The organism is Collinsella sp. OM04-5, from assembly GCF_003439125.1.
Classification (GTDB): Bacteria; Actinomycetota; Coriobacteriia; order Coriobacteriales; family Coriobacteriaceae; genus Collinsella.
In genome coordinates, this window is sequence record NZ_QSUU01000008.1 from 30,456 (window position 1) to 56,100 (window position 25,645).

Here is a 25,645-nt window from a genome sequence, read left to right on the forward strand (position 1 = left end):
CGGCAACAACCCTCCGCGAAATCTTAAGGAATTGCGCTCGACCTACAGCTTGATGTCAAAGTTAATCTCGGGGATGGCAGCAAGGTCGGCCAGTGTTACGCCGTCGACGTACTTTTCGATCACGTCGTCCAGACCGCGCCAGAACTTGACGGTCGAGCACAAATCGCTGCGGGTGCAGCTGTTGTCGATGCCGTCGCACGCCACGGGCGCCGTGCTGCCCTCGACAGCGCGCAGGATGTCGCCAGCACGCACCTCGGCGGGGTCCTTGGCCATCAAGTAGCCACCGCCTTTGCCGCGCACGCTCTTAAGCAGGCCCGCCTTCATAAGCGGACGAACCAGCTGCTCCAAATACTTTTGCGAGATATGCTCGCGGTCGGCAACCTCGCGCAAAGCAATCTTGCCCTCGGCGTCACCCAGCGCCGCGATATAGATCATTAACCGGAGGGCATAGCGGCCCTTAGAAGAAATGAGCATACCTACCCTCCCATCGCATCTGGGACAACATAACCAGGTTTGTTTGTCCCAAATCTTAAGTAAGTGGGACAAACACAACAGGTTATTTTGTCCCAGAATTTGAAAAGTCGAGTGGATTAGTCGGGTTTTCCCTTGACTAACGCCGAACCCATAGTAACTTTATTCCGAGAAGATTCCTAGGGTTTAGTACACCTATGAGTACACCATATACAGAGAGGGACAGCATGAGCGCAAATCCGCTGCTTTCCATCGAAGGTCTGACCGCCTCCGTGGACGAGAAGACCATCCTCCACAACGTCAACCTCAACGTCGCCGCCGGCGAGACCCACGTGCTGATGGGCCCCAACGGCGCCGGCAAGTCCACCCTCGGCCACCTGGTCATGGGCGACCCCGTCTACACGGTCAACGACGGCCACATCGTCTTTGACGGCCAGGACATCACCGAGCTCAGCACCGACAAGCGTTCGCGCGCCGGCCTGTTCCTGAGCTTCCAGGCCCCGGTCGAGATCCCTGGCGTGCCGCTGTCGAGCTTCCTGCGCGCCAGCATTGCCGGCCGCCCCGGCCTGGAGATGAAGGGCAAGGAGTTCCGCCGTCGCGTCAAGGAGCTCGCGGCCGAGCTCAACATGGATACCGCCTACCTCAACCGCGAGCTGGGCGTAGGCTTCTCGGGCGGCGAGAAGAAGAAGGTCGAGATGCTCCAGCTCCTGTTGCTGCAGCCCAAGCTCGCCATCCTCGACGAGACCGACTCGGGCCTGGACGTCGACGCGCTTTCCACCGTCAGCCACGGCATGGACGCCTACCGCAAGAGCTGCGACGGTTCCATGCTCATCATCACGCATAATACGCGCATCCTGGAGCACTTGGATGTAGACCGTGTCCACGTTATGGTCAAGGGCCACATCGTGCGCGAGGACGACGCCTCGCTCATCCCCTGGATCGACAAGAACGGCTTTGAGACCTTCGAGCGCGAGGCCGCCGAGCAGCGCGCCCAGGCCGAGGCCGCCGCTGCCGGGCAGCAGGCGTAAAGGGGCGACGCAATGACCAAGAACCGCACCGAGGTCGCGGACATCGACCGCAGCCTCTACGACTTCACCTATGGCGAGGAGGGATTCGAGCGCCTCGACGCCGGCATCACGCCCGACATCGTGCGCGAGATCAGCGCCAAAAAGGACGAGCCGCAGTGGATGCTCGACCTGCGCTTAAAGTCCCTCGAGATCTTCAACCGTTTTCCCGACCCGACGTGGGGCCCCTCCATCGAGGGCCTGGACATGGACAACATCGTCACCTACGTCAAGCCCAACACCGACCAAAAGCACGACTGGGAGTCGGTGCCCGACGACATCAAGAACACCTTTGAGCGCTTGGGCATCCCCGAGGCCGAGCGCAGCTATCTGGCGGGCGTCGGCGCACAGTACGACTCCGAGCTGGTCTACCACAACATGCAGGACACGGCGTCCAAGATGGGTATCGTCTACTCCGGCATCGAGGAGGCCCTGCACGATCCGCAGTGGGAGCCGCTCATCCACGAGAAGTTCATGACGCTCATCCCGCCCACCGACCACAAGTTTGCGGCCCTGCACGGCGCCGTATGGTCGGGCGGCTCGTTTGTCTACGTGCCCAAGGGCACCAAGCTCGACTTCCCGCTGCAGAGCTACTTCCGCCTCAACGCCAAGGGTGCCGGCCAGTTTGAGCACACGCTCATCATCGTCGAGGACGATGCCGACCTGCACTTCATTGAGGGTTGCTCCGCGCCCAAGTACAACGTGGCCAACCTCCACGCTGGCGCCGTGGAGCTCTTTGTGGGCAAGCGTGCGCACCTGCGCTACTCGACCATCGAGAACTGGTCCAAGAATATGTACAACCTCAACACCAAGCGTGCGCGCGTGGACGAGGACGGCGACATCGAATGGATCAGCGGCTCCTTCGGCAGCCACGTAGGTTACCTCTATCCCATGAGCGTGCTCAACGGCCGCCGCGCCCGCTCGAGCTTTACCGGCATCACCTTCGCCGGCGCCGGGCAGAACCTCGACACCGGCTGCAAGGTCGTGCTCAACGCGCCCGAGACCTCGGCGACCGTCGAGACCAAGGGCATCTCCAAGAGCGGCGGCATCCAGACCTTCCGCAGCTCCATCGTGGCGACACCCAAGGCCGAGGGCTCCAAGGCAACCGTGAGCTGTCAGTCGCTCATGCTCGATGACCAGAGCCGCTCCGACACCATCCCCGCTATGGACATCCGCGCCAAGAACGTCGATATCGGCCACGAGGCCACCATCGGACGCATCGGCGACGACAAGGTGTTCTACCTGATGAGCCGCGGCATCTCGGAGGAAGAGGCCCGCACCATGATCGTCAACGGCTTTGCCAACCCGGTCTCCAAGGAGCTGCCGCTGGAGTACGCCGTCGAGATGAACAACCTGATCAAGCTCGAGATGGAAGGAGCGATCGGATAATGAAACAGACCACGAACACCGCTGCTACCACCCTTGAGCAGGTCAATGCGATGCCGGCTGCCACTTGGGGTTGGCTCAAGATGAACCAGACTAAGCTTGAGCTTTCGGACGAGCTTGCCGTCGCTCCTGCCGAGGCCGTCGAGGTCGAGGGCTTGGACGAGCAGTTCCGCGGTGCTGCCGACGCCTTCGACACCGCCATGGAAGCCATGGCCGAGCGCTTCCCCGAGCGCCGTACCGCTGCCCCCGGTGATGCCGCCGACCGCGCCCGTATCACGCCCGAGACCGAGCTCGACGTGCCCGCCACCTCTGTCTACCAGGTCGGCGCCATCAAGCTCGAAGAGGAGCTCTCCCCCGCCGAGGCCTTCGAAACCGGCATGGGCGAGGCTGCATACGCCTACATGGCCGAGCACGCTACCAAGCGCATCGTCATCGATATGCCTGCGTACCAGCACGCCACGGTTACCGTGCGCGTAAGCGGCGACGACGCGGCGGCTGCGATTGCCGCCATCGACGTCGTCGCCCGCCCGCAGGCAACGCTTGACCTGCATATCGCCTTAGACTCGCCCGCCGAGGGCGAGGGTGTCGTGGGCTCCGTGCTACGCGTGTGCGCCCACGAGTACGCCACCGTCAACGTGACCTGCACGCAGACACTCGACGACAGCTGGATCGCACTCGACGACACCGGCCTGTTCCTGGACGAGGGCGCGCGCGTCAACGTGCAGCACACCGTCCTGGGCGCCGGCGCCAGCGCCACCGGCCTTGCCGGCGACCTGCTGGGCGACACCGCCAAGGTGACCATCGATACCGATTACCTGGGCGCCCGCGAGCAGGTGCGCGACTTTAACTACGAGCTGCGCCACCGCGGTCGCAAGACCGAGTGCGAGATCGACGCCAACGGCGTGCTGACCGGCACGTCCAAGAAGGTCTACCGTGGCACCATCGACCTCGTGCACGGCTGCAAGGGTGCAACCGGCACCGAACGCGAGACGGTGCTTTTGGCCAACAAGGGCGTCGACAACAAGACCGTTCCCGTCATTCTCTGTGACGAGGACGACGTCGCCGGCAACCACGGCGCCACCATCGGTCACGTCCGCGACGAGCAGCTGTTCTACCTCGCCTGCCGTGGCCTTGACCAAAACGCCGCCGAGGACCTGTTCATCCGCGCCAAGCTGGAGGACGCCGCGCTTTCCGCCACCGACGAGCGCACCCGCGCCGCCGTCGTCCGCCTAGGCAACAACCTGATCGACAACTTTGAAGAGGAGCTCGCATGATCGACACCGAGCACGTTAAATGCGACACCTGTACTGCCCCCGAGCCCATGGAGCTCGACGCCAGCGACGAGGCTTCGCGCGGCTGGCCCACCGTGGACATCGAGACCAACCCCTACAAGGGCCAGTTCCCGCTGTTCCAGCAGCACCCCGAGATCGCTTTCCTCGATAGCGCCGCCACCGCGCAGCGCCCTGCCCGTGTGCTCGACGCCGAACGCGACTTCTACCAGCGCATGAACGCCAACCCCCTGCGCGGCCTGTACTCGCTGTCCGTCGAGGCCACCGACGCCATCGCGAAGGTCCGCCAGCAGATCGCTGACCTCATCGGCGCCTCACAGGCCAACGAGGTCGTCTTCACCCGCAACACGAGCGAGTCGCTCAACCTGGTCGCTAAGAGCTTTGCGCCCACAGTGCTCGAACCGGGCGACGAGGTCGTCATCACCATCATGGAGCACCACTCCAACCTGATTCCGTGGCAGCAGGTCTGCCGCGAGACCGGCGCCAAGCTCGTCTACCTCTACCCCACCAAGACCGGCCAGCTCACCACCGAGGAGGTTCTTGCCAAGGTGGGTCCCAAGACCAAGATCCTAGCCGTGGGACAGGTCTCCAACGTGCTGGGCGTCGAGAACCCGGTCAAGAACCTCGGCAAACTCGTGCACAAGTACGGCGGCTACCTGGTCGTCGACGGCGCGCAGTCGCTGCCGCACATGCCGGTCGATGTGGCCGACCTGGGCGCCGACTTCTTTGCCTTTAGTGCGCACAAGGCCATGGGCCCCATGGGCATCGGCGTGCTGTGGGGCAAGATGGACCTGCTCAACGCCATGCCGCCCATGCTTACCGGCGGCGAGATGATCGATTCGGTCACCGAGCAGAACGCTGTCTGGGCTCCCGTCCCCGAGAAGTTCGAGGCCGGCACGCAGGACGCCGCCGGCATCTTCGCCACGGGCGCCGCACTCGATTACCTGGTCAACACGGTGGGTTACGAGAACATCCAGGCCCGCGAGCAGGCACTCGTCCACTATCTGATGGGCGAACTCATGCAGCTCGACTTTGTCCAGATCATCGGCTCCATCTATTGGGACAACCACCACGGCGTCGTGAGCTTTAACGTCAAGGGCATCCACCCGCACGACGTAGCGAGCATCATGGACATGGACGGCGTCTGCATTCGCGCCGGCCACCACTGTGCGCAGCCGCTGCTCACCTGGCTGGGCGTCGAGAACCTTGCCTGCTGCCGCGCCAGCGTGGCCTTCTACAACGACAAGGCCGATATCGACAAGTTCATCGCCGGCCTGCATCACGTTTGGAGCACGTTCAATGGGTAATCTGTACACCTCCACCACGTTTATGGAGCACAACTCGCACCCCGACTACAAGTACGAGATGGACGCCCCCACGCACGAGCACGACGGCATCAACCCCAGCTGCGGAGACGAGCTCACCTTGCAGCTACGTGTCGAGAACAACGTGATCGAGGAGGCCTCCTTTACCGGCCACGGCTGCGCCATCAGCCAGGCAAGCGCCGACATCATGGCCGACCTCATCACCGGCGAGACCGTCGAGGAAGCTCGCCGCTTGGCAGAGCTCTTCCTCGCCATGATCCGCGGCGAGCAGCTCTCCGAGGAGGACTTGGAAGACCTGGACGAGGCCGCCCAGCTCCAGGACATCTCGCACATGCCCGCCCGCGTCAAATGCGCCGAGCTCGCCTGGCGCACCCTCGACGGCATGCTCACAGGACAAAATAATCAGTAGTATTTGTCCCAAATCTTAAGAATTTTGTTGGCCGAATCGCTTGACAAGAGTGGTTCGGCCATTTTCTATTCCGAGCCCTCAGCCTGAGCATTCACCCGAACATAAGCGCGCACGATACGAGAGACGGTACTCTTGCTGATTCCCGTATATCGTTCGATCTCGCGCACCGTGTAGCCGACATCGTGCAGGGCGAAAATGATTCCATCTCGCCGCGAGGGCGCTACGGTCTTGAGTTCGTTGAGCGGCACGCCCAGGCGCTTCGCCATCTTGTCGGCAAACGCACGCCGCTCCCACTCTGTCTCATCCATATCGTGAATCACCGGATCGGAACCATCGGGCATCGACAGAGAATAATCCAGAAACCCCTTGGCAGACTCAAAGAGCTCAAGCACACAAGAAGGGTCCGAAAATCCCCTCGTCGTATCGTTGTCATACGCTCTCAGATACTCGGCAAAGCTGCTCCAGGGATAACGCTCGATCAGGGCGATACCCGCCTCCTGCGGATTAGCGTGAACATAGCGAATGGCAGCCATTAGATAACGGTCGGTATCGAGCGAGCGCCGGTCAAAACGGTTCTGGAACAGATGACCCGTGCGCCCCGTGCGCTTATTGAACCGCCGCGCGTACGTCAAAAGCAGCCGGTGCATCGCCGCGCTCATCGCGTCCTCGTAATCTGCAAGCACCAGATGCACGTGATTGCCCATAAGGCACCAGGCGATAACCGTCACGCCCGCCTCGCGGCAGCACTCGCGCATCAGCTCCAAAAACTCCCACCGGTCTTCATCGCCCTCAAAGATGAGCTGCTTGCCCACACCGCGGGCACAGACATGGTAAAAGCCGGTAACCGTTCTCCAAACGCGCTGCATGGCGCTCCCTTCGCCGGGATCTGATTGCCATCCAATACAGCACGATTGAAGCGTGCCATCAAAACATTCACGCAAAACAATACACTCGCGCGGCCAAAGGCAGTAAACGGGCGGCGAACGGCACCGTTGCAACAGGTCAACCCCTGCAACGCTTACAAGAGCTGACCAAAAGCTTGCCCAAGACGAACCCCCTCTACGGAAGTTCGCGACCACAGAACATATAGTTAAACCGTTTCAATTAAAACTTCCGGACTTCTCGCTACGAAAACTGAGCCGTTCGCCGAATATTCCGTGCATTTCGCGGTATTATAGGGGCTGCATGTCATGTCCCTTTCGAAGGGTCGCCCGGCAATCGCCAGCCACGACCCCCAGACGGGACGCCAACACGATAGAGAGGAGAGGCATGCAGTACTCACAGGAAGTGGAGAACATGTGCCCCGTTGCCAAGGGTGCATACCACGGCCCCGCACCCATCCCCGAGGAGGGCAAGTGGGTCCAGGCTAAGGAGATTTCCGACATCTCCGGTCTTACGCACGGTGTGGGTTGGTGCGCACCTCAGCAGGGCGCCTGCAAGCTCACGCTGAACGTCAAGGACGGCATCATCGAGGAGGCCCTCGTTGAGACCATCGGCTGCTCGGGCATGACCCACTCTGCTGCCATGGCTTCCGAGATCCTTCCCGGTAAGACCATCCTCGAGGCCCTCAACACCGACCTCGTCTGCGACGCCATCAACGTTGCTATGCGCGAGATCTTCCTGCAGATCGTTTACGGCCGCAGCCAGACCGCGTTCTCCGAGGGCGGCCTGCCCGTGGGCGCCTCCCTCGACGACCTCGGCAAGGGCCTTCGCTCTCAGGTCGGCACCATGTTCGGCACCAAGGCCAAGGGCGCTCGTTACCTTGAGCTCGCTCAGGGCTACGTCACCCGCATGGCTCTCAACGACAAGAACGAGATCATCGCATTCGAGTTCCTGAACCTCGGCAAGTTCACCGACGCCGTCAAGGCCGGCAAGACCCCCGAGGAGGCCATCGCTGGCGCTATGGGCCACTATGGTCAGTGGGAGAACGCTGCCAAGTACATCGACCCGCGCACCGACGAGGAGACTCACTCCGTCGCCAGCGTGTTCCCGGTTCACGAGTAGAAAGGGAGGGAAATAACTATGACTGTTACGTTCGAAGGTTACGAGCGCCGCGCTGACAAGATCAACAAGTGCCTCGCCGACAACGGCATCGCCTCCCTCGAGGAAGCTCTGCAGATCTGCACCGACAAGGGCTTCAACCCGCGTGAGATCGTCAACAACACCCAGTCCATCGCCTTCCAGAACGCCGAGTGGGCCTACACCCTCGGTTGCGCTCTCGCTGTCAAGCGTGGCGCCAAGACCGCTTCTGAGGCTGCCGCCATCATCGGCGAGGGCATCCAGGCCTTCACCGTTCCCGGCTCCGTCGCCGAGGACCGCAAGGTCGGTCTGGGCCACGGCAACCTGGGCGCTATGCTGCTCTCCGACGACACCGAGTGCTTCGCCTTCCTGGCTGGCCACGAGTCCTTCGCTGCCGCTGAGGGTGCTATCGGCCTGGCTCTGAACGCCAACAAGGCTCGCAAGAAGCCGCTGCGCGTCATCCTCAACGGTCTGGGCAAGGACGCTGCTCAGATCATCGCCCGCATCAACGGCTTCACCTACGTGAAGACCCAGTTCGACTACTACACGGGCGAGCTCAAGGTCGTCGAGACCATCCCCTACTCCGATGGTCCCCGCGCTGCCGTTAACTGCTACGGCTCCGACGACGTCCGCGAGGGCGTTGCCATCATGTGGCACGAGAACGTCGACATCTCGATCACCGGTAACTCCACCAACCCCACGCGCTTCCAGCACCCCGTCGCTGGCACCTACAAGAAGGAGCGCCTCGAGGCTGGCAAGAAGTACTTCTCCGTCGCTTCTGGTGGCGGCACTGGCCGTACCCTGCACCCGGACAACATGGGCGCCGGCCCCGCCTCTTACGGCATGACCGACACCATGGGCCGTATGCACTCCGACGCCCAGTTCGCTGGTTCTTCCTCCGTGCCTGCGCACGTCGACATGATGGGTCTCATCGGCATGGGCAACAACCCCATGGTCGGTGCCACCGTCGCTTGCGCTGTCGCCGTCGAGGAGGCCCTCAAGGCCTAATCGCGCCCGCGCGATGCTCATATAGTTGAGCTTTAGAGCCGCTACCTTTTAAGGTGGCGGCTCTTTTTGTTTGCACTGTCGCAGGGTAGCTAATGCCGATATATCAGTTGGGGCGATATACGAGATGTGATGAGATGGAGCATCAGAACGCCCATGACGCCCACCTGCCATATGTGCCCTTTACCGATTTGCCGAGTCTTTGCGGCCCCATTGCCGATCACCCGTGCGACAATGCGCCGGACGAGAAAGGAATCCGATGGAATCGACTGATGTACTGGTAATTGGATCTGGCATTGCGGGCCTTTGCGCCGCCATCGAAGCGGCGCGCGCGGGCGTGACCGTCACTGTGGCAAGCGCCGGCAAGACTATGAGTGGATCAAGCTTCTTCCCCGGAACCTGGGGCTTGGGGCTTATCGGACCCGTTAACGAAGACGACGAACAAGACCTTATCGATACCATCCAGACCGTTGGTGGCGGCGTCGCCGACCCCGATCTTGTCCAGACGTTTGTCCACAGCATTCCCCAGGCAATTGAATGGCTCGAGCAAGACCTGGGTGTTGAGCTCCAGCGTCCGCAAAGCGCTGAAAGCGCTCAGCAAAAGCAATTTATCCCCTGCTTTGACCACAAGACGCGCATGTGGCGCGGCCTCACCCGCAAGCCCCTTGAGGACGCTCTGACGACCCGGATCGAGTCGCTCGGCATTCGCCTGCTCCCCCGCCATGAGCTTATCGACCTTGTTGAGGACACGAACGGCAGAATAACCGGAACCATGCTCTACGACCTCACCGAAAATCGAATCGTGCCCTTTGCTGCCAAGGCCACGATCATCGCAACCGGTGGCACAGGCGGCCTGTTCGAGCGCAGCCTTACGTCGGCTGATGTGCTCAGCTCCTCGCAGGCCATCGCGCTGGCGCACGGCGCAACACTTACTAATATAGAGTTCATGCAGATGATGCCCGGCTTCATCGAGCCCAAGCGCAACCTGGTCTTCAACGAGAAAACCTGGCGCTACGTACATGTAGACCAGCCGGTAGATATTGCCGACGACAAGCTGGACGACCTGCTCGAGCAGCGCTCTGGATATGGTCCCTTCACGTCACGCTTGGCCTCCCGCGCTATCGATCTCGTCATCGATCAGGCAGGTGTCGAAGGCCTGGCACTCCACTACGACTTTCCCCGCGAGGATGTCCCAGAGTTTGTGCAGACCTTTGCCACCTGGCTGCAAGACGAGCACGGCATCGCCCCGACTGACGAGATGCGCGTTGCGATGTATGCCCACGCCGCTAACGGCGGCATCAAGATCGATAAGACCGCGCAAACGGGCGTTGAGGGCCTCTACGCTTGCGGTGAGGCGACAGGCGGCATGCACGGCGCCGACCGCATTGGTGGCTTGTCAAGCGCCAACGGCATCGTGTTCGGGCGCATCGCGGGCGCATCGGCAGCCCAAGCAGCACAGAAAGAGCCCGAGACAGCCCTGAAGGCGGATATCGCCCTCCCCCAGTACGGCATAGCCGCAACAGATGCCGAACGCCTGACACACAGCCTAAGGCACACGATGAGCACCTATTGCATGATCAACAGGACCGAAACAGGCCTATCCGAGGCACTACACGAGCTTGAGGGCTTGAAGACGGAGGCAACGACCTTGAGCACACAGAAAGCCCAGGACAGCGAAGTCGCAGCCCTCGCCCGCCTGCAATCGCAGATTCAACTAGCACAGGAAATGATCAAAGCCATGCGTAAGCGAACCGAAAGTCTCGGATCGCACTATCGAGCAGACTAATTCGAACACCCATCTAAAGCAGAACACAACTAATCGATATCTATGGGCCCCGTGAGCTCGAAGTGGCACGGGGCCCATTCGTGTCCGTACGGCAGCGTATCCTTATTCTGAATACGGAGCGGGCAAAGCCCGCATAGACAATAGGCCAGCGAGGAGGAGATATGGACAGTAGAGATATCGAGAAGTGGCGTGTCGAACTTGATAGCTACGCCAATGTAGAAGACGGCGTTGAGTATTGGCTCGCACGCGATTTAATGGAACCCATGGGGTACACTCGATGGGAGAACTTTGCCGAAGTTGTTAAGAGGGCAAAAGTCTCGTGCGAAACAAACAAAACTCCAGTTGATTCCCATTTTCGTGACACCACGAAAATGGTAACTGCCGGTGTCGCCGCTCGCGCGGTTAAAGACTACAAACTTACGCGCTATGCATGCTATTTAATCGCCCAGAACGGAGATTCAAACAAGCAAGAAATCGCGCTCGCACAGGCGTACTTCGCCGTGCAGACGCGCCGCCAAGAGCTCATAGAGCAGCGCTTCGCAGAGATTCAGCGCTTGCAGGCGCGCCACTCGCTATCTGATTCAGAGAAACAGCTCTCGGGTATTGCGTTCAAACGCGGCGTGGACTCCAAAGGATTCGCGATCATCAAGTCGAAGGGCGATGAAGCGTTATTCGGCGGCAGAAGCACGGCGGAAATGAAACAACAGCTCGGCGTATCCAAGAGCTCGGCATTGGCGGACAGGCTAGCCGATGTTCTCATCAAAGCAAAGGACCTTACGAACTCGATGACGGCCTTCAACGCCGAGGAACACGACCTGTACGGTCTGGACCAGATCAAGCAAGAGCACGTCGAGAACAACACAAGCGTGCGTGGCAGCCTCATCGACCGCGGAATTGTACCCGAGAACCTACCGCCTGCCGAAGATACAAAGAAGCTCGAACGTCGCGTGAAAGCAGACGAGAAAAAGCTCAAGGAGGGTACAGACGGATTCACCGACCCCCAGGGCAGGCTCGACTTGTAAAGCGTCTGTGCCCTTACGGGTTCGGCCCCATGCGAGGTTAATAAAAAAGACGGCCAACCGAAGTTGACCGTCTTAACAATCTTTGGTGGGCCGTCAGGGGGTCGAACCCTGGACCTTGGGATTAAGAGTCCCCTGCTCTACCAACTGAGCTAACGACCCAAAGCTAAAGTCCGTTGTGGCGGACTTTAGAGGAGATATCGTGTGGTGGGCCGTCAGGGGGTCGAACCCTGGACCTTGGGATTAAGAGTCCCCTGCTCTACCAACTGAGCTAACGACCCGATATCAACACGAAGCAAGAACTGGGGTGGGTAAAGGGACTCGAACCCTCGACCTACGGGACCACAACCCGTCGCTCTAGCCAACTGAGCTACACCCACCGTGTCCTGTGCGCTTCGCGCTCGACTATTATTGCAAGGAACGCCACGCGATGCAAGCCCCAATTTTCAAGAATTTTGAAAAGAGTTTTTCGAGACCATTTCGAGCAATTCCCACCGGTTTCATAGGAGTAAACTTGCCCCACTGCAAATGCTCGAAAGGACAAGCATGAAAGAACTCTCCAACCGTACGGCAACGTTTACCGATTCGGTCATCCGCCGCATGACGCGCATCTCCAATAAGTATGGCGCCGTCAACCTGTCGCAGGGCTTCCCCGACTTCGATCCCCCGGCGCAGCTGCTCAACAGCCTGAGCGCCATCGCCAGCGACCCCAAGCCGCTCTATCACCAGTACTCCATCACCTGGGGCTCCCAGGCCATGCGTGAGGCGCTTGCCGCCAAGCAGGAGCACTTTATGGGCATGCCGATCAACCCCAACGAGAACATCGTGGTCACCTGCGGCTCCACCGAGGCCATGATGGCCGCCATGATGACGGTCACAAACCCCGGCGACAAGGTCGTCATCTTCTCGCCATTCTACGAGAACTACGGCGCCGACACGATCCTCTCGGGTGCCGAGCCCATCTACGTGCCGCTTAACCCACCTGCGTTCGACTTTGACCGCGAGACACTCGAGGCGGCCTTCCGCGACAACGATCCCAAGGCCATCGTCCTGTGCAACCCTTCCAACCCCTGCGGCAAGGTCTTTACGCGCGAGGAGCTCACCTTAATCGCCGACCTCTGCAAAAAGTACGACGCCTACTGCATTACCGACGAGGTATACGAGCACATCGTCTACGCGCCCCACGAGCACGTCTATATGGCCACGCTGCCCGGCATGTTCGATCGAACCATCAGCTGCAGTTCGCTGTCTAAGACGTACTCCATCACCGGCTGGCGTCTGGGCTACACCATCGCCCCGGCCCAGATCACCGAGCGCATTAAAAAGGTCCACGACTTCCTCACCGTGGGTGCTGCCGCTCCCCTGCAGGAAGCTGTCGTCACCGCCCTCAAATTCGACGACAGCTATTACCAGGAGGTCCTCGACCTCTACACCGCCAAGCGCGACCTATTCTGTCAGGGGCTCGATAGCATCGGTCTTGAGCACAACGTGCCGCAGGGCGCCTACTACGTGATGATGGATATCTCGGAGTTTGGCTATGACAGCGACCTCGACTTCTGCGAGGACCTGGCCTCCAAGGTGGGCGTGGGCGCTGTTCCCGGATCGAGCTTCTTCCGCGAGCCCGTCAACCATCTGATTCGTTTCCACTTTGCCAAGCGAGACGAGACGCTCAACGCTGCGCTTGAGAACCTCAAGTCGCTACGTGATAAAATCAACCCGCGCGGGTAAGGACGGCCCGGCACTAAATGCACCCCGAGGCCGGCCACATCCTGGTCACGCGCGACCCGCGCGACACCATCGGCGAGCACAGCGGCTGCCCCTTCCACGACAACTGCCTCGAGGGCCTCATCGCCGGCCCCGGCGTTAAAAGGCGCTGGGATGGCAAGAGCGCCGGAGACATGGCCGATGACCCGGAGGCCATGGATCTGCTCGCCGGCTATCTGGCGCAGGCGCTCATGACCTTCATCCTGTGCTATGCGCCGCAGAAGATCGTCATCGGCGGCGGCGTGGCCGACCACACCCCCATCGTGCCGCTCGCGCGCAAGAAGTGCGCCGAGATGCTCAACGGCTATATCGTCACGCCCGAGGTCAACGACATCGATACCTACATCGTCAACAACAGCCTCGAGGGCAAGCAGGGCATCATGGGCTGCCTGGCCCTAGGCGCACAGGCGCTTCAGTAACAGACGCACCCACAGGGCGTGGCGCACCCGGCAAATCCGACCTATGGAACGACGCCGCCACACCTCATATAAGCCCTCCAATAAAAAAGGCCGCCTAGGACCAAACAATGCGTCCTTAGGCGGCCTTTTTGGCGCACATCAGCGACCGTAAGAGATATCGGAGCACAACGCCCGTTGCCGCTCCACAGCAGTCGATCATCACATCAGTGATCATGCCGGCGCGTCCCGGCACAAAGAGCTGAATCGTCTCGTCGATCGAGGGAATCAGCAGCAGGAACACTGCCGTGGGCAGCAGCACGTCAAAGGTGCGTCGGCCCTCAAAATCAAAGGCGTGCGTTGCCAGGATGCCGAGCACCAAATACTCGGTAAAATGCGCGCACTTACGAACAACAAAGTTGGTCACCCATTCATATGGAAGTCCCACGCCGTGCAGGAAACCGCGGATAGCTTCCATGACCGTTAGGCTCAGTGAGCCCGACCCCGAGCCGGGAACCAGCGAATTGCCCCAGATCAAGAGCGCCATCAGGCAGGTTACGACCGCCCATTTTCGATTGATCTTAACCATGCAGAAGTTATGCCTCCGCACGGAGCGGCGCGAAGCTGGCGGTACCGCCCTCGATAACGCTCAGATAAGCACGGCCCGTACGCTTGGCGGTAGAGGACTGAAGACGCTCGATCTCTTCCTCGAGGATCTGATTGACGCGCTCGTGACGACGATTTTCCATAATGCCGGCGGCAATAGCCTCGGCCCGCTCGATGCTCTCACGCGAGATACGGGCAGTATCCTCGGGGAACACAGCGCTGTGACGGCCGACATAGGCGGGGGCAGCAGGCTGAGGGGCAGCGACGGGAGCGGGGGCTGAAACAGGAGCAGGCTCGTCAATCTCATCCAGAATCGCGGTGGCGGCGGCCCACATACCCTCGTGGCCCGAGTAATCGGCCATGGGGACATCAACCTCGAGCGAGGCGTCCGGAAGGTCGCCGGTGTCGATGCGATCTTGGGCATCAATCGATGCGGTGATGGCTGCAGGCTCATCGAGGTCATCGAGATCGATGCCCGCGGCACCGGAGATGATAGGCATGCTGGCGAGGTTTGCATTGTACGGCGCAGCCTCAGCCGCCTGCTGCTGGGCAGGAGCGCCCCAAAGCGAGCTTTCGGCGGCACGGCGGGCGGCAACAGCCTCCTCGTCCGCGGTCATGGCTTCATCAACGTACGAATTATCGGCAGAAGCGTTCGCGTCCGCCGAGGTAGCGCTGTAGGCGTTATTGACCGCCGCATTGGCAACGAGTGCCACGAAAGCCGCCGTGCTGCCCGCAGGGGCGGCCTGGGAGCCCGACACGGCGCGTGCCGCGGCGGCGATATCATCGCGATTGAAGGAGCCGGTCTGCCCGCCGTTGGTGAGCTCGTCGATGGCGACTTGATAGACGTCGCGCGAGCGTGCAGGGTCGCAGCTCACCGGCGAATCGTCGTCGAGCATGCTGTCGATCATGGACCAAGCCTCGGCCTCGTCCATAGCATCTGCGGCTCGAGCGATGGTAGGGACACCATCATCGGCATGACGGCGCTGGAACGCACCAGTCAGGCCGGAAAGGAATGCCGAGGTAGACTGCTCCGACTGAGCCTGAGAAGCAGAAGCCGCAGCGTACGGAATCGCATCCTGCTGCTGAGCTGGAATCGAGGCGGTCTTGAACTCGCTTTGATGCTGATTGAGATTGGCGGCACCGCCCATGGCATCGGGCTGGAACAGACGCTCTTCACGCTGCGCACGATACTCGGAGATACCCAGCGAGGCGGCATAGATACCCACGCCCGCCACCGCGCCCACGGCGAAGGGAACTGCACCCGCCACGACCGTCTCGTTCACCGACGAAAACGGCAGCGTCGCGGCATACATAACCACGGGAGCGGCAAGGCCGATCCCGCACGAAAGTCCGGCAAGGACTGCTCGTTGTGTTGCATCAGAAGAAGCCATGAGCTCTCCCCATCTTCCAGCACCCAAATCGCATCATTCAGTTGGCTGCGCGAGAGAAGATGAAGCGGGGCTATGCCCCAAAGCAACGGTATATGGTTCGTTTCATCTGCGTTTTCCGTCGCGAAGCTTAAAAGTTATTATGCGAAACCGTCCTGTCGATTGCAAGTGACGATGTCGGATTGAAACGGGAAACCTGCTGCTCGTCGGTCTTACGGTCAAAAATAAGCGCGGAGCGGCGCTATAGAAAAGGGCCGAGGCTCAAAGCCCCGACCCTTTATCGCATTGATGACTATCGCTGCGCGTGGATGACAACCTAGAACGTCTGCTCGTAGTCGCTGTGTTTTTTGGCCGAACGCACCAGGAACTCCTGGTTGGTGTTGGTGCCCTTAAGACCCTTGATAAACGATGCGGCTGCGCGCTCGGTGTTGTTCATGCCGGCAAGAATGCGACGCAGACCAAAGACAAACGGACGCATCTGCTCGTCGACCAACAGGTCCTCGTTACGCGTACCGGAGGCAACGGGGTCGATAGCCGGGAAGATGCGGCGGTCGGCCAGGTCGCGGTCGAGCTTAAGCTCCATGTTGCCGGTGCCCTTGAACTCCTCAAAGATGACCTCGTCCATCTTGGAACCGGTGTCGATGAGGGCAGAGGCCAGGATGGTAAGCGAGCCACCGTTCTCGATATTGCGGGCTGCGCCCAGGAAGCGCTTGGGAGGATACAGTGCCGCCGAATCGACGCCGCCCGAAAGGATGCGGCCTGAGGCGGGCGCCGCCAAGTTGTAGGCGCGGGCAAGACGCGTGATGGAGTCGAGCACCACCACAACATCGCCGCCCAGCTCCACGATGCGCTTGGCGCGCTCGATAACGAGCTCTGCCACGCGAGTGTGGTTGTCGGCGGGCATATCGAAGGTCGACGCCACAACCTCGCCCTTGATGGAACGCTGCATATCGGTGACCTCTTCGGGGCGCTCGTCGACGAGCAGGCAGATGAGGTGCACCTCGGGGTTGTTAATCGAGATGGACTGGCAGATCTTCTTGAGGATCGTGGTCTTGCCGGCCTTGGGCGGGGACACGATCAGGCCACGCTGGCCCTTGCCGATCGGCGACACGATGTCGATGGCGCGACCGGTAATGGAGTCCTTGCCGTGCTCCATGCGCAGCGGCTCGTTGGGATAGACCGGGGTGAGGTCGCCGAACTTGGGGCGGTTGCGAATCTGCTCGGGGTCCAGACCGTTGACGGTCGTGATTTTGGCGAGGCCGGCGCGCTTGTCGCCGCCGCGCGAAGGACGCAGCGAGCCCTCGATGACGTCGCCCGTGCGCAGGCGCGCGGAGCGGATGAGGTAGGCGGGCACGAAGGCGTCGTCGTTGGACTTCATGTAGCCATGGGCGTGGATGATGCCGGAGCTATCCGGGCGAATCTGCAGAATGCCCTTGATGTCGCGGAAGCCCTCGGCCTTCGCGGCGGTGACGTAGATCTCCTCGACGAGCTCGGCTTTCTTCTTGCCGGTCGTCTCGATCTCGAACTCCTTGGCCTTCTCGCGCAGTTCGGCGACCTTCATGGCAGAGAGCTCCTCACGCGAAAGCGTGGGCTCGGTGGGGGCGGCGTTACGCTCCTTGTTGCGCTGTTTGCGATCGCGCTGGCGGTTGCGACGGTCGTTGTTGCGCTCGTCCTTGCGCTCGTTGCGCTCCTCGTTGCGCTTGTGCTGGCGACGGTTGGGGCGAGCGTTGTCATCGGCCTCAGCGGGCGCGGCGCCATCGGTTGCGGCGGCGTCGGCATTGGCCGCAGCGGCGTCATTGGCCTCGGCGCCGGAATCAATCTGCGCTTCGACATCAGCCTGCTGCTCGGCGACCTTGGCCTTAGCGGACTTCTTACGACCGCGCTTGGGCTTCTCGGATGCAGGCTGTTCGACGTCCTGGGGCTCGGCGGCATCAGTCGATACATCGGCGGTCGCCTCGGTGGAATCCTCGGACGCGCCCTTCTTGGAGGCCTTAGCCTTGGACGTGCGCTTAGCAGCGGTGCGACGGCTGCGACCGGGACGGACGTCGGCGGGCTCGGCATCGGCGGGAGCGGCCTCGGAAGTCGTAGCATCCTGGACGGGTGCATCGGCAGCGGTTGCAGACTCGGCGGTCGCCGCAGCATCCCGAGCGGCGGCGGCTGCGGCTGCGGCCTTCTCTGCCTCGACGAAGGCCTTGGGCTTGCGACCGCGACGGTGCGGGCGCAAAGCCGGATCGACAACGGGAACTTCGCTGGCCTCGACAGGCACAGCGGGCTCAGCAGGCGATGCGCCCTCCCCTGCCGCGGAACGGACCGAAGCCTCAGTGAGCTCGGGGGCTACCTGTTCCGCAACCTGCTCGGCCTTAGCAGCCGTGCGGCGGCGTGTGCGCGGTGCCGGCTTCTCGGTCGGCAGGTCGGCGGCAGGGGTCTCGGGCACAGACGGAGCTGCAAGCTCGGTCAGAGCCGCGGCCTCGCGCTCGGCAGCACGACGGCGGGCGCGCACCACCTGAGCCTCGCTAATCTGCGCCAACGCACGTGCCTGCGCGACCTCATCGGAAATCGGCGCCGAGGAGTCAGCTGCAACGGTGCGCTTGGCGCGCGTCGTGCGCGTGGTACGGCGCTTGGGCTTGGTGACCTCCTCGCCGTCAGTGGCAGGCTTGGCCGTGTGGCGCGTGAGCTTGGGCTTTGCCGGAGCAGCCTCCTCACCAGTTGCAGGCACGGCCTTCTCAGCCGCCACAGGCATAGGCGTCGAAGCAGCCTTAGGCGTCTCAGGAGCCGAGGCTTGCGCGGGCGCCGCGACCTGGTCCGACGCAACCGGTGCAGCGGGAGCGGCCTGCGTCGTCGTTATTTCGTTTTCTTGCTGTTGATCAGACACAGTGTTTGCTCAACTTTCTTTTCAAGCCCTGTAATCACATGCTCCCTGCATAAACCTTCAGGGCGGCTAAACAGTCTAGTTCCGTTCAAAACGACGGATATCATTGATCTGTATCGAGATGATTGCGTCATATACGCAGCGTTAGTGTAACACAACCGCAACCACCTGCAACTTAGTCATTGGACGTTCTTAAACGCCCAGTCATCAGGGACACTCCTCCTCAAAAGCGCCTTGAAATGTCGCGCCAGAGGAGTGAAGCCGTGGCACCCGGAATAGCCGCGCCACGAATCGCGCCCATCTACTACGTTTGCACCCGAGCCCCTGACCATACCCTTGTTTTTTTCATAAACAACGAGTCTGCTACCTGCGGTTTTAATATCGTACTTTTCGGCATGGTTCGGGATATGCGTCCAAACGTAGGAGATGAGCACGATTCGCGGCGGACGGTATCCCGCCACCCCTCCGCGAGACAAAAATGATCCATTTTCCTCCGTCCCCAAGGGACAATTTTCAAAACTACGCCGGATTACGGGGCCAGAATGCTGCAAGCCAACCATACCCTGCATTTTCAAGAAACAATAAACCGTCTAGCTGCGGTTTTATTTTCACTGCTGTCGCTATGGTCGCCAGGCAGCGATTCAGCCCCGTAAACCGGTATAGTTGCGATTTGGTAGCATTTTCCAACACGCCTAAAAGCCCCGCCAAACGAAAAAAGCCCGACCTCCGCATGGAGATCGGGCTTATAGGGTTCAGCAAAGCCGAACCTACACGGTCAAATGACCCGCAGATTACATCTGCTCGGGCGCGGAAACGCCAACGAGGGTAAGCACCAGGGCGAGCGTCACGCGGACGGCGTCGCAGGCGGCCAGACGGGCGCGCGAGAGCTCGGGGTCGACGGGACGGCCCTCGCTCGGCAGAACCTGGCAGGCGGCGTAGAAGCTGTGGAAGTCGCCGGCGAGCTCCTCGGCAAAGTGCGTCAGGCGGAACGGGGCGCGATCGCGAGCGCAGCTGGCAATCAGGTCGGTGAGCTCGTTGAGCTTACGCGACAGGGCGAGCTCGGTCGGGTCGGTCAGCAGCGAGTAATCGACGTTCTCACCGATGGCCTTGGCGGCGACGGCCTTCATGCCCATCTCGGCGGCCTGCTCGGCAGTAACGTCGGCGGCACGGCGCAGGATGGAGCACACGCGAGCGTGAGCGTACTGCACGTAGTACACCGGGTTGGAGTTGTCGCGCTTCTTGACGGCCTCGATGTCGAAGTCGACCATCTGGTTGGAGCTCTTGGAGATGAGCGTGTAGCGAGCGGCGTCGGAGCCGACCTCGTCGACGAGTTCCTGCAGGGTCACCATGGTGCCCTTGCGCTTGGACATACGGACGGGCTTGCCGTTGCGCAGCAGGTTGACGAGCTGGCCCAGCAGAACCTCAAACTTGCCGGGATAGCCAAGAGCGTCACAGACGCAGCGGACGCGCTCGATGTAGCCGTGGTGGTCGGCGCCCCAGATGTCGATGACGTGGTCGACGCGCTGGAACTTATCCCAGTGATAGGCAACATCGGAGGCGAAGTAGGTGTACTCGCCATCGGACTTGATCAGGACGCGGTCCTTGTCATCGCCCAGGTCGGTGGAGCGGAACCACAGGGCGCCGTCCTTGGTGTAGAGGTAGCCCATCTTGTCGAGCTTCTCAAAAGCGCGGTCGACGGCAGAGGTACCGGCGGTCTCGCCCTCGGTGTCCTTCACGTACAGCGAACGCTCGGAGTACCAACGATCGAAGTCGCAGTTGACGGCGTGGCAGAGGTCGCGCATGTTGTCGACCATCTTTACGTAGCCGCGCTCGCGGAAGCTCTCCATGCGCTCCTGCGGATCGGCGTCGACCCACTTGTCGCCGTCGGTGCGCCAGAACTCGGCGGCCTCGTCGATGATGTAGTCGCCGCCGTAGGAGTCCTTGCCCAGGGTCTCGGCAAAGTTGTCCTGATACGGATGGGTCTCGGGGTGCTCGTCGTTCTCGTCGGCAACAAAGGCGTCACGGTCGGTGATCAGCAGCTTGTGAGCCTCCTCGATATCAACGCCCTGCTTGGCGATGATGTCGGCAAGCTGCATATAGCGCGTGCTGATGGAGTTGCCGAAGGTGTTCATCTGAGAGCCGTGGTCGTTGATGTAGAACTCACGCTGGATGTCGTAACCGGCGTGGTCCATAACACGGCAGAGCGAGTCGCCCAGCGCGGCCCAGCGGCCGTGGCCGATGTGCATGGGGCCGACGGGGTTGGCGGAAACAAACTCGACCTGGGTCTTCAGGCCACCACCGACGTTGGACTTAGCGAAGTCCATGCCCTTCTCGCGAGCCTCGCCAAAGATGGCATTCTTGACGGCAACGGAGAGGTAGAAGTTGATGAAACCGGGGCCTGCGATTTCGACCTTCTCAATCGCGGGGTCCTCGGGCATATGGGCAACGATGGCCTCGGCGATCTTGCGCGGGGCGCAGTGAGCCAGCTTGGCGGACTTCAGGGCCATGGTGGAGGTCCACTCGCCATGAGAAGTGTCAGCCGGTCGCTCGATAGCGCAATCGTCAAGTTCAAATGCGGAAAGGTCGCCGGCCTCCTGGGCCGCAGCAAGCGCAGCGCGTACCAGCTCTTCAATCTTCTCGGGCATAGATCCTCCTTGTGTTAAAGCCCCCGAGCTCTTGGTCACTCGTAGGGCAAAAGCCAGAGTTTGTAGCACTCTATCACAAGCGAGGGACACTGTCGCAGGGTAAAGCCAATCGAAATTGCATATGCACAAAATTGACTACAGCTTGCATGGACTCACTCAAAGATGCCGGTCTGCCTGCAGATTATGCACGCGTTGAAAATGCATAAAGGTGTGAATGAGCTGTGTCTTTTATCGAATACTCTTACCTATCAGAGTTGTGTGCTTTTCCTGCATAAAGTGAGGATTTGCGCACGTCAGCGTGTTATTCTAGACATACGTAAATTCGTATAAGTTGGAGGTAGCATGTTCTCAATCGGTCAACACGTCATTCATCCGGGTCAGGGAGTCTGCACCGTCGTCGGTTTTAGGGACGACACGCCGCAGCCCATGCTGTTGCTCGAGGCCAAGCAGGGGCATGCGCAGACGATCCTTATGTACCCCGTGGCGCAGGCCGACCGTCTGCATGCCGCCATCTCTCAGCAAGATGCCGAGCATCTGCTGAGCCACTATGACGAGCTGGAGTGCGACACCTTTACCGAGCGCAACAGCTCGCTTGAAGAGACACACTTTAAGCAGCAGCTCAAGCTGGGCGCGCCCGAGACGGTCCGCGTGGCAAAGACCATGATGCACCGCATTCGCCAGGCCGAGGAAGCCGATAAAAAGCCCAGCTCTTACTATATGCGTGTACTCAAGGAAGCCAAGCGCCGCTCCATCGAGGAGTTCGCCGTGGCATTGGGCGTCACCGAGGAGGCCGCCGAAGCCCGCCTAGCCCAAGCCGCCCTCAACTAACCTGCCAAAAAGGGACAGGTTTATTTTGGCAGGTTCTATCTGGCCAAACATCAACAAACAATCAGTAAATGGTCGGGTGCTCCGTTTTGTTTAAGAGCGCCCGACCATTTTTCTATCGCCGCAAAAATGCGTGAAGCCCATTTGCGATGACATCACGCGAGGGCCGTCCAGATCGACGTAACCAACGCCCGCATCCACAACAAGCGCGCCCGTCTTACTCAATTACCATTAAAAAGCATCAATTTGAAAACGCAATTATATTTCGGCAGGTAGCAGCTATAGTCGGTGAACTGAATCTCGACAACCGAAGCCCCCGAATGAGGTATCTTCAGCCCATCCAAGCTAAAGGAGGGGCCATGCCGAGAAAACCTCGTTCAAAGTCACCAACCGGTTATTTCCACATCACGTTGCGTGGAAACGGAGGGCAATTGCTGTTTGACGATGCCGAGGACCGAATCGCCATGCTTCAGATCCTCGATGCGATCCTCCCCAAACACAATATCGAGCTTATCGCTTGGTGCCTTATGGGAAACCACATTCATCTGCTCATCGACGATCCGGACGACCGCAAGAGCGACGCGATGCATGCGATAGCCGTATCGTATGCGGGCAGGTACAATGCGCGGACGGGGCATATCGGCCACGTGTTTCAGGAGCGGTTTTGGGATTCGCCCATTAAGTCAGAAGTATATTTACTCGAGGCAATTCGATACATTCATTTGAATCCACAAAAAGCGGGACTGGCAGCATACGACGAATATCCCTGGAGCAGCCATCGCGAGTATCTCATGAGTGCCAGGTCACGGCCGCATGTTACCGGCAGCGTTGTCGGTGTTATATTCCCAACACCTCGCTCATACCTTCGGCTCATGGAAAGTACGCCGTCGCTTCCCTATCGCCCCAGCGCAACAGCCAAGGTTCGCGAGGAAGATCTATGCGAATTTGGCACGGCAATCGTGCAGAGTGTCGCAGGATGTGCTCCGACGGAACTCAAATCCGCCTCCAAGCCACTTCGCAATGAGGCGATTCTCGCGCTTCGAAAACAAGGGCTAACGATTAAGCAGGTTCAGCTGCTGACCGGACTGGGAACATGGATTATCAAGAACGCGTCGTAGCGTCGCGTTTGCCGAGTTACGGATACGGCGAAGCGCAGCTGTCTGCCGCGAGGCGCCGCCATTCGCCAGCTTCACCATGTCAAACAGAAAACGCTTCCGCTGAATAACATCCAACGGAAGCGTTTTCCCAGATAAAACCTACCAAAATAAACCTGTCCCTTTTTGGCAGGTTAGGCCTGGAAGGTGTCGCGGTCGGGCGCGAAGGACTGCATGGCCGCGATGGTGCGGTCAAAGAGCTCGGGGAGCTCCCAGCCGAGCATCAGGGCGCCCTGCGAAATCACGTCGCGCGAGCAGCCGGCGGCAAAGCGCTTGTCCTTGAACTTCTTCTTGAGCGACTTGGTCGTAAAGTCCATAACGCTCTTGCTCGGGCGCATGATGACGGCGGCGCCGATCAGGCCGGTGAGCTCATCGCAGGCAAACAGGATCTTTTCCATCTGCAGCTCGGGTTTGGGCAGCGAGGTGTTGAAGTCCGACGTGTGCGTCTGGATGGCGCGAATGAGCTCGGGAGACGCACCTTCACCCTTAAGAATCTCGGCAGTATAGATGGTGTGGTTCATGGGGTCGTCCTCATGCTCCTCCCAATCCAAGTCGTGCAGCAGGCCGACGATGCCCCAAAACTCCTCGTTCTCGGGGTCGAACTCGCGCGCAAAGTAGCGCATGGTGCCCTCAACCGTCTCGCCATGGGTAATGTGAAACGGGTCCTTGTTGTGCTCGTTGAGCAGTTCGAATGCGCGGTCGCGGGTGATTCCGGCGGTGAGCGTCTGGGACATGGCAATACCTCCAGGTGAGTCGATGTTAGGACACGGTGTCACTATCGTATATCGCCGCGGCTCAAGCCGAAAGGCAAAAAAGTTATGCGGAGAAAAAAGCCGGGCGAACGTGTCGCCCGGCAAAACCGCAGATAAAACCTGCCAAAATAAACCTGTCCCTTTTTGGTAGGTTTAGGGGCGGACCTGGCCGGTGCCGCGGAGCTTGTATTTGTAGGTGGTGAGGGCCTCGGCGGCAAAGGGGCCACGGGCGTGGAGCTTTTGGGTCGAGATGCCGATCTCGGCGCCCAGGCCAAACTCGCCGCCGTCGGTAAAGCGCGTGCTGGCGTTGGCGTACACGGCCGAGGCATCGACCGCGTCCAGGAAGCGCTCGCAAGCATCCGTATCCTCTGCAACGATGGCCTCGGAGTGCATCGTGCCGTAGCGATTGATGTGTGCGATGGCCTCGTCCTCGTTTGCCACGACCTTCACGCTCATCTCGAGCGCCAGGTACTCGCGACCCCAGTCCTCCTCAGTCGCGGCGACGTAGTCATCGCCCTCCACAAAGCCGGCATCGGCGCACGCGGCACACGTGGCCTCGTCGCCGTGAATGAGCACGCCGTGGTCGTGCAGCACGGCAACGACCGCGGGCAAAAACACATTGGCCACAGCATGGTCGACCAGCAGCGACTCGGCGGCATTGCACACGCCTACACGCTGGGTCTTGGCATTAACGATAATATTGAGCGCTTTATCGAAGTCGGCGGATTCATGCACGTAGATGTGGCAGTTACCCGTGCCCGTCTCGATCACCGGAACGAGCGACTCGCGCACGCAGCGCTGGATCAGGCCCGCACCGCCACGCGGAATGAGCACATCGACGACGCCGCGGAGCTTCATGAGCTCGCCGGTGGCCTCGCGGTCGGTAGACTCGATCATCGACACGGCCTCGCGCGGGAAGCCCTTGGCCTCGAGCGCATCGGCCAGCAGCTCAGAAATCATGGCACACGAGTGATAGGCCAGCGAGCCGCCGCGCAGAATGCAGGCGTTGCCGGTGCGGATGCAGATGCCCGCGGCGTCGGCCGTCACGTTGGGGCGCGCCTCGTACACCATGGCGACCAGGCCCAACGGCACGCTCACGCGGGTGAGGTCCACGCCGCTTGCGAGCACGCGGTGGTCGAGCACGCGGCCGACAGGATCGGGCAGCTCGGCGAGCTTCTCCAGGCCGGCGGCCATACCCTCGACGCGCTCGGGCGTCAGCAGCAGACGGTCGAGGAGCCCCGCCGAGGTCCCCGCATCGCGCGCGGCGGACATATCGAGCTCGTTGGCGGCGACGATGGAGTCGACACCGTTGCGCAGTGCTGCGGCCATGGCGCGCACGGCCTCCTGGCGCTGCTCGTCGCTCGCCGTGGCAAGCGAGGCCGACGCTGCCTTAGCGGCAACGGCAAGATCGTGGACATACGTGGCCATATCGACCGACATGGGCGGCCCTTTCTCCTAGAAGTTTGCAACCATG

The 25,645-nt window shown here is 60.7% G+C and carries 21 protein-coding genes and 3 tRNA genes; 13 read left to right on the forward strand and 11 right to left on the reverse strand.

The window, feature by feature from the left end:
* Nucleotides 1-42 precede the first annotated feature (42 nt).
* Complete coding sequence (locus DXB53_RS05985) at nucleotides 43-474, reverse strand: Rrf2 family transcriptional regulator (RefSeq protein ID WP_117583735.1); 432 nt, start codon at nucleotides 472-474, stop codon at nucleotides 43-45.
* 224 nt (nucleotides 475-698) lie between these two features.
* Here DXB53_RS05985 and sufC point away from each other — a divergent pair, with 224 nt between their 5' ends.
* From sufC to sufU, 5 genes are read left to right on the forward strand one after another with little or no spacing between them, the layout of a single operon-like run.
* A complete protein-coding gene (sufC, locus tag DXB53_RS05990; protein WP_117583736.1) occupies nucleotides 699-1,499 on the forward strand; it encodes a Fe-S cluster assembly ATPase SufC in 801 nt (266 codons plus the stop codon).
* A 12-nt stretch (nucleotides 1,500-1,511) separates the two neighbouring features.
* Nucleotides 1,512-2,924, forward strand: coding sequence for a Fe-S cluster assembly protein SufB (sufB, locus tag DXB53_RS05995; RefSeq protein WP_022094821.1), 1,413 nt, complete (start codon nucleotides 1,512-1,514; stop codon nucleotides 2,922-2,924).
* Nucleotides 2,924-4,195, forward strand: coding sequence for a SufD family Fe-S cluster assembly protein (locus DXB53_RS06000; protein WP_117583737.1), 1,272 nt, complete (start codon nucleotides 2,924-2,926; stop codon nucleotides 4,193-4,195). Before sufB ends, DXB53_RS06000 begins: the two co-directional genes overlap by 1 nt.
* Nucleotides 4,192-5,517: an aminotransferase class V-fold PLP-dependent enzyme gene (locus tag DXB53_RS06005; RefSeq protein ID WP_197032756.1), complete on the forward strand. Its 1,326-nt coding sequence runs from the start codon at nucleotides 4,192-4,194 to the stop codon at nucleotides 5,515-5,517. Before DXB53_RS06000 ends, DXB53_RS06005 begins: the two co-directional genes overlap by 4 nt.
* Nucleotides 5,510-5,944, forward strand: a complete 435-nt coding sequence (gene sufU, locus DXB53_RS06010; RefSeq protein WP_117583738.1) for a Fe-S cluster assembly sulfur transfer protein SufU — start codon at nucleotides 5,510-5,512, stop codon at nucleotides 5,942-5,944. The genes DXB53_RS06005 and sufU overlap by 8 nt, the downstream gene beginning before the upstream one ends.
* A gap of 65 nt (nucleotides 5,945-6,009) precedes the next feature.
* Here the strand turns inward: sufU and DXB53_RS06015 are convergent, their stop codons facing one another.
* A complete protein-coding gene (locus DXB53_RS06015; protein ID WP_117583739.1) occupies nucleotides 6,010-6,810 on the reverse strand; it encodes a transposase in 801 nt (266 codons plus the stop codon).
* Between the two features lie 403 nt (nucleotides 6,811-7,213).
* Here DXB53_RS06015 and DXB53_RS06020 point away from each other — a divergent pair, with 403 nt between their 5' ends.
* The 4 genes from DXB53_RS06020 (at nucleotide 7,214) to dinD (ending at nucleotide 11,776) form a co-directional block, all read left to right on the forward strand.
* On the forward strand, nucleotides 7,214-7,948 hold the full coding sequence (locus DXB53_RS06020; RefSeq protein ID WP_006235554.1) for an iron-sulfur cluster assembly scaffold protein: 735 nt from the start codon (nucleotides 7,214-7,216) through the stop codon (nucleotides 7,946-7,948).
* A gap of 18 nt (nucleotides 7,949-7,966) precedes the next feature.
* Entirely contained in the window at nucleotides 7,967-8,971 is a 1,005-nt protein-coding gene (locus tag DXB53_RS06025; protein WP_055252290.1) for a GGGtGRT protein, read from the forward strand.
* A gap of 256 nt (nucleotides 8,972-9,227) precedes the next feature.
* A complete protein-coding gene (locus tag DXB53_RS06030) occupies nucleotides 9,228-10,754 on the forward strand; it encodes an FAD-dependent oxidoreductase (RefSeq protein WP_117583740.1) in 1,527 nt (508 codons plus the stop codon).
* A 161-nt stretch (nucleotides 10,755-10,915) separates the two neighbouring features.
* Complete coding sequence (dinD, locus tag DXB53_RS06035) at nucleotides 10,916-11,776, forward strand: DNA damage-inducible protein D (protein WP_117583741.1); 861 nt, start codon at nucleotides 10,916-10,918, stop codon at nucleotides 11,774-11,776.
* Nucleotides 11,777-11,859: 83 nt separating this feature from the next.
* Here the strand turns inward: dinD and DXB53_RS06040 are convergent.
* The 3 genes from DXB53_RS06040 to DXB53_RS06050 all read right to left on the reverse strand — a co-directional run bounded on the left by DXB53_RS06040 (nucleotide 11,860) and on the right by DXB53_RS06050 (nucleotide 12,153).
* Nucleotides 11,860-11,935, reverse strand: a tRNA-Lys gene (locus DXB53_RS06040).
* A gap of 43 nt (nucleotides 11,936-11,978) precedes the next feature.
* Nucleotides 11,979-12,054, reverse strand: a tRNA-Lys gene (locus DXB53_RS06045).
* A gap of 22 nt (nucleotides 12,055-12,076) precedes the next feature.
* Nucleotides 12,077-12,153: transfer RNA gene (locus tag DXB53_RS06050), tRNA-His, on the reverse strand.
* Between the two features lie 166 nt (nucleotides 12,154-12,319).
* On the opposite strand from DXB53_RS06050, the gene DXB53_RS06055 reads away from it, so the two are divergent.
* Together DXB53_RS06055 and DXB53_RS06060 are read left to right on the forward strand one after the other, a co-directional pair.
* Nucleotides 12,320-13,501, forward strand: coding sequence for a pyridoxal phosphate-dependent aminotransferase (locus tag DXB53_RS06055; RefSeq protein WP_055252293.1), 1,182 nt, complete (start codon nucleotides 12,320-12,322; stop codon nucleotides 13,499-13,501).
* 17 nt (nucleotides 13,502-13,518) lie between these two features.
* Nucleotides 13,519-13,956, forward strand: coding sequence for an ROK family protein (locus DXB53_RS06060; RefSeq protein ID WP_233503826.1), 438 nt, complete (start codon nucleotides 13,519-13,521; stop codon nucleotides 13,954-13,956).
* A gap of 115 nt (nucleotides 13,957-14,071) precedes the next feature.
* Here DXB53_RS06060 and DXB53_RS06065 read toward each other — a convergent pair whose 3' ends face one another.
* The 4 genes from DXB53_RS06065 to argS form a co-directional block, all read right to left on the reverse strand.
* Nucleotides 14,072-14,521 carry a VanZ family protein gene (locus DXB53_RS06065; RefSeq protein WP_117583742.1) on the reverse strand — a complete coding sequence of 150 codons (450 nt, stop codon included), beginning with the start codon at nucleotides 14,519-14,521 and terminating at the stop codon, nucleotides 14,072-14,074.
* Between the two features lie 7 nt (nucleotides 14,522-14,528).
* The gene (locus DXB53_RS06070) at nucleotides 14,529-15,929 is read right to left on the reverse strand and encodes a hypothetical protein (protein ID WP_117583743.1); all 1,401 of its coding nucleotides are present in this window, start codon (nucleotides 15,927-15,929) and stop codon (nucleotides 14,529-14,531) included.
* A gap of 313 nt (nucleotides 15,930-16,242) precedes the next feature.
* Nucleotides 16,243-18,798 carry a transcription termination factor Rho gene (rho, locus tag DXB53_RS06075; RefSeq protein ID WP_369831575.1) on the reverse strand — a complete coding sequence of 852 codons (2,556 nt, stop codon included), beginning with the start codon at nucleotides 18,796-18,798 and terminating at the stop codon, nucleotides 16,243-16,245.
* A gap of 788 nt (nucleotides 18,799-19,586) precedes the next feature.
* Nucleotides 19,587-21,440, reverse strand: a complete 1,854-nt coding sequence (argS, locus tag DXB53_RS06080) for an arginine--tRNA ligase (RefSeq protein ID WP_117583745.1) — start codon at nucleotides 21,438-21,440, stop codon at nucleotides 19,587-19,589.
* A gap of 342 nt (nucleotides 21,441-21,782) precedes the next feature.
* On the opposite strand from argS, the gene DXB53_RS06085 reads away from it, so the two are divergent.
* Together DXB53_RS06085 and DXB53_RS06090 are read left to right on the forward strand one after the other, a co-directional pair.
* On the forward strand, nucleotides 21,783-22,268 hold the full coding sequence (locus tag DXB53_RS06085; protein WP_089572030.1) for a CarD family transcriptional regulator: 486 nt from the start codon (nucleotides 21,783-21,785) through the stop codon (nucleotides 22,266-22,268).
* Between the two features lie 356 nt (nucleotides 22,269-22,624).
* Nucleotides 22,625-23,383, forward strand: coding sequence for a transposase (locus tag DXB53_RS06090; RefSeq protein WP_158552035.1), 759 nt, complete (start codon nucleotides 22,625-22,627; stop codon nucleotides 23,381-23,383).
* Between the two features lie 170 nt (nucleotides 23,384-23,553).
* On the opposite strand, the gene DXB53_RS06095 is transcribed toward DXB53_RS06090, so the two are convergent.
* Together DXB53_RS06095 and DXB53_RS06100 are read right to left on the reverse strand one after the other, a co-directional pair.
* On the reverse strand, nucleotides 23,554-24,153 hold the full coding sequence (locus DXB53_RS06095; protein WP_117583747.1) for an HD domain-containing protein: 600 nt from the start codon (nucleotides 24,151-24,153) through the stop codon (nucleotides 23,554-23,556).
* 171 nt (nucleotides 24,154-24,324) lie between these two features.
* Nucleotides 24,325-25,611: a glutamate-5-semialdehyde dehydrogenase gene (locus tag DXB53_RS06100; protein ID WP_117583748.1), complete on the reverse strand. Its 1,287-nt coding sequence runs from the start codon at nucleotides 25,609-25,611 to the stop codon at nucleotides 24,325-24,327.
* Nucleotides 25,612-25,645 lie beyond the last annotated feature (34 nt).

Bases quoted from the DNA above. Each gene is read 5' to 3' on its own strand.
- DXB53_RS05985 (WP_117583735.1), bottom strand. From the start codon at position 474: ATGCTCATTTCTTCTAAGGGCCGCTATGCCCTCCGGTTAATGATCTAT.
- sufC (WP_117583736.1), top strand. From the start codon at position 699: ATGAGCGCAAATCCGCTGCTTTCCATCGAAGGTCTGACCGCCTCCGTG.
- sufB (WP_022094821.1), top strand. From the start codon at position 1,512: ATGACCAAGAACCGCACCGAGGTCGCGGACATCGACCGCAGCCTCTAC.
- DXB53_RS06000 (WP_117583737.1), top strand. From the start codon at position 2,924: ATGAAACAGACCACGAACACCGCTGCTACCACCCTTGAGCAGGTCAAT.
- DXB53_RS06005 (WP_197032756.1), top strand. From the start codon at position 4,192: ATGATCGACACCGAGCACGTTAAATGCGACACCTGTACTGCCCCCGAG.
- sufU (WP_117583738.1), top strand. From the start codon at position 5,510: ATGGGTAATCTGTACACCTCCACCACGTTTATGGAGCACAACTCGCAC.
- DXB53_RS06015 (WP_117583739.1), bottom strand. From the start codon at position 6,810: ATGCAGCGCGTTTGGAGAACGGTTACCGGCTTTTACCATGTCTGTGCC.
- DXB53_RS06020 (WP_006235554.1), top strand. From the start codon at position 7,214: ATGCAGTACTCACAGGAAGTGGAGAACATGTGCCCCGTTGCCAAGGGT.
- DXB53_RS06025 (WP_055252290.1), top strand. From the start codon at position 7,967: ATGACTGTTACGTTCGAAGGTTACGAGCGCCGCGCTGACAAGATCAAC.
- DXB53_RS06030 (WP_117583740.1), top strand. From the start codon at position 9,228: ATGGAATCGACTGATGTACTGGTAATTGGATCTGGCATTGCGGGCCTT.
- dinD (WP_117583741.1), top strand. From the start codon at position 10,916: ATGGACAGTAGAGATATCGAGAAGTGGCGTGTCGAACTTGATAGCTAC.
- DXB53_RS06055 (WP_055252293.1), top strand. From the start codon at position 12,320: ATGAAAGAACTCTCCAACCGTACGGCAACGTTTACCGATTCGGTCATC.
- DXB53_RS06060 (WP_233503826.1), top strand. From the start codon at position 13,519: ATGCACCCCGAGGCCGGCCACATCCTGGTCACGCGCGACCCGCGCGAC.
- DXB53_RS06065 (WP_117583742.1), bottom strand. From the start codon at position 14,521: ATGGTTAAGATCAATCGAAAATGGGCGGTCGTAACCTGCCTGATGGCG.
- DXB53_RS06070 (WP_117583743.1), bottom strand. From the start codon at position 15,929: ATGGCTTCTTCTGATGCAACACAACGAGCAGTCCTTGCCGGACTTTCG.
- argS (WP_117583745.1), bottom strand. From the start codon at position 21,440: ATGCCCGAGAAGATTGAAGAGCTGGTACGCGCTGCGCTTGCTGCGGCC.
- DXB53_RS06085 (WP_089572030.1), top strand. From the start codon at position 21,783: ATGTTCTCAATCGGTCAACACGTCATTCATCCGGGTCAGGGAGTCTGC.
- DXB53_RS06090 (WP_158552035.1), top strand. From the start codon at position 22,625: ATGCCGAGAAAACCTCGTTCAAAGTCACCAACCGGTTATTTCCACATC.
- DXB53_RS06095 (WP_117583747.1), bottom strand. From the start codon at position 24,153: ATGTCCCAGACGCTCACCGCCGGAATCACCCGCGACCGCGCATTCGAA.
- DXB53_RS06100 (WP_117583748.1), bottom strand. From the start codon at position 25,611: ATGTCGGTCGATATGGCCACGTATGTCCACGATCTTGCCGTTGCCGCT.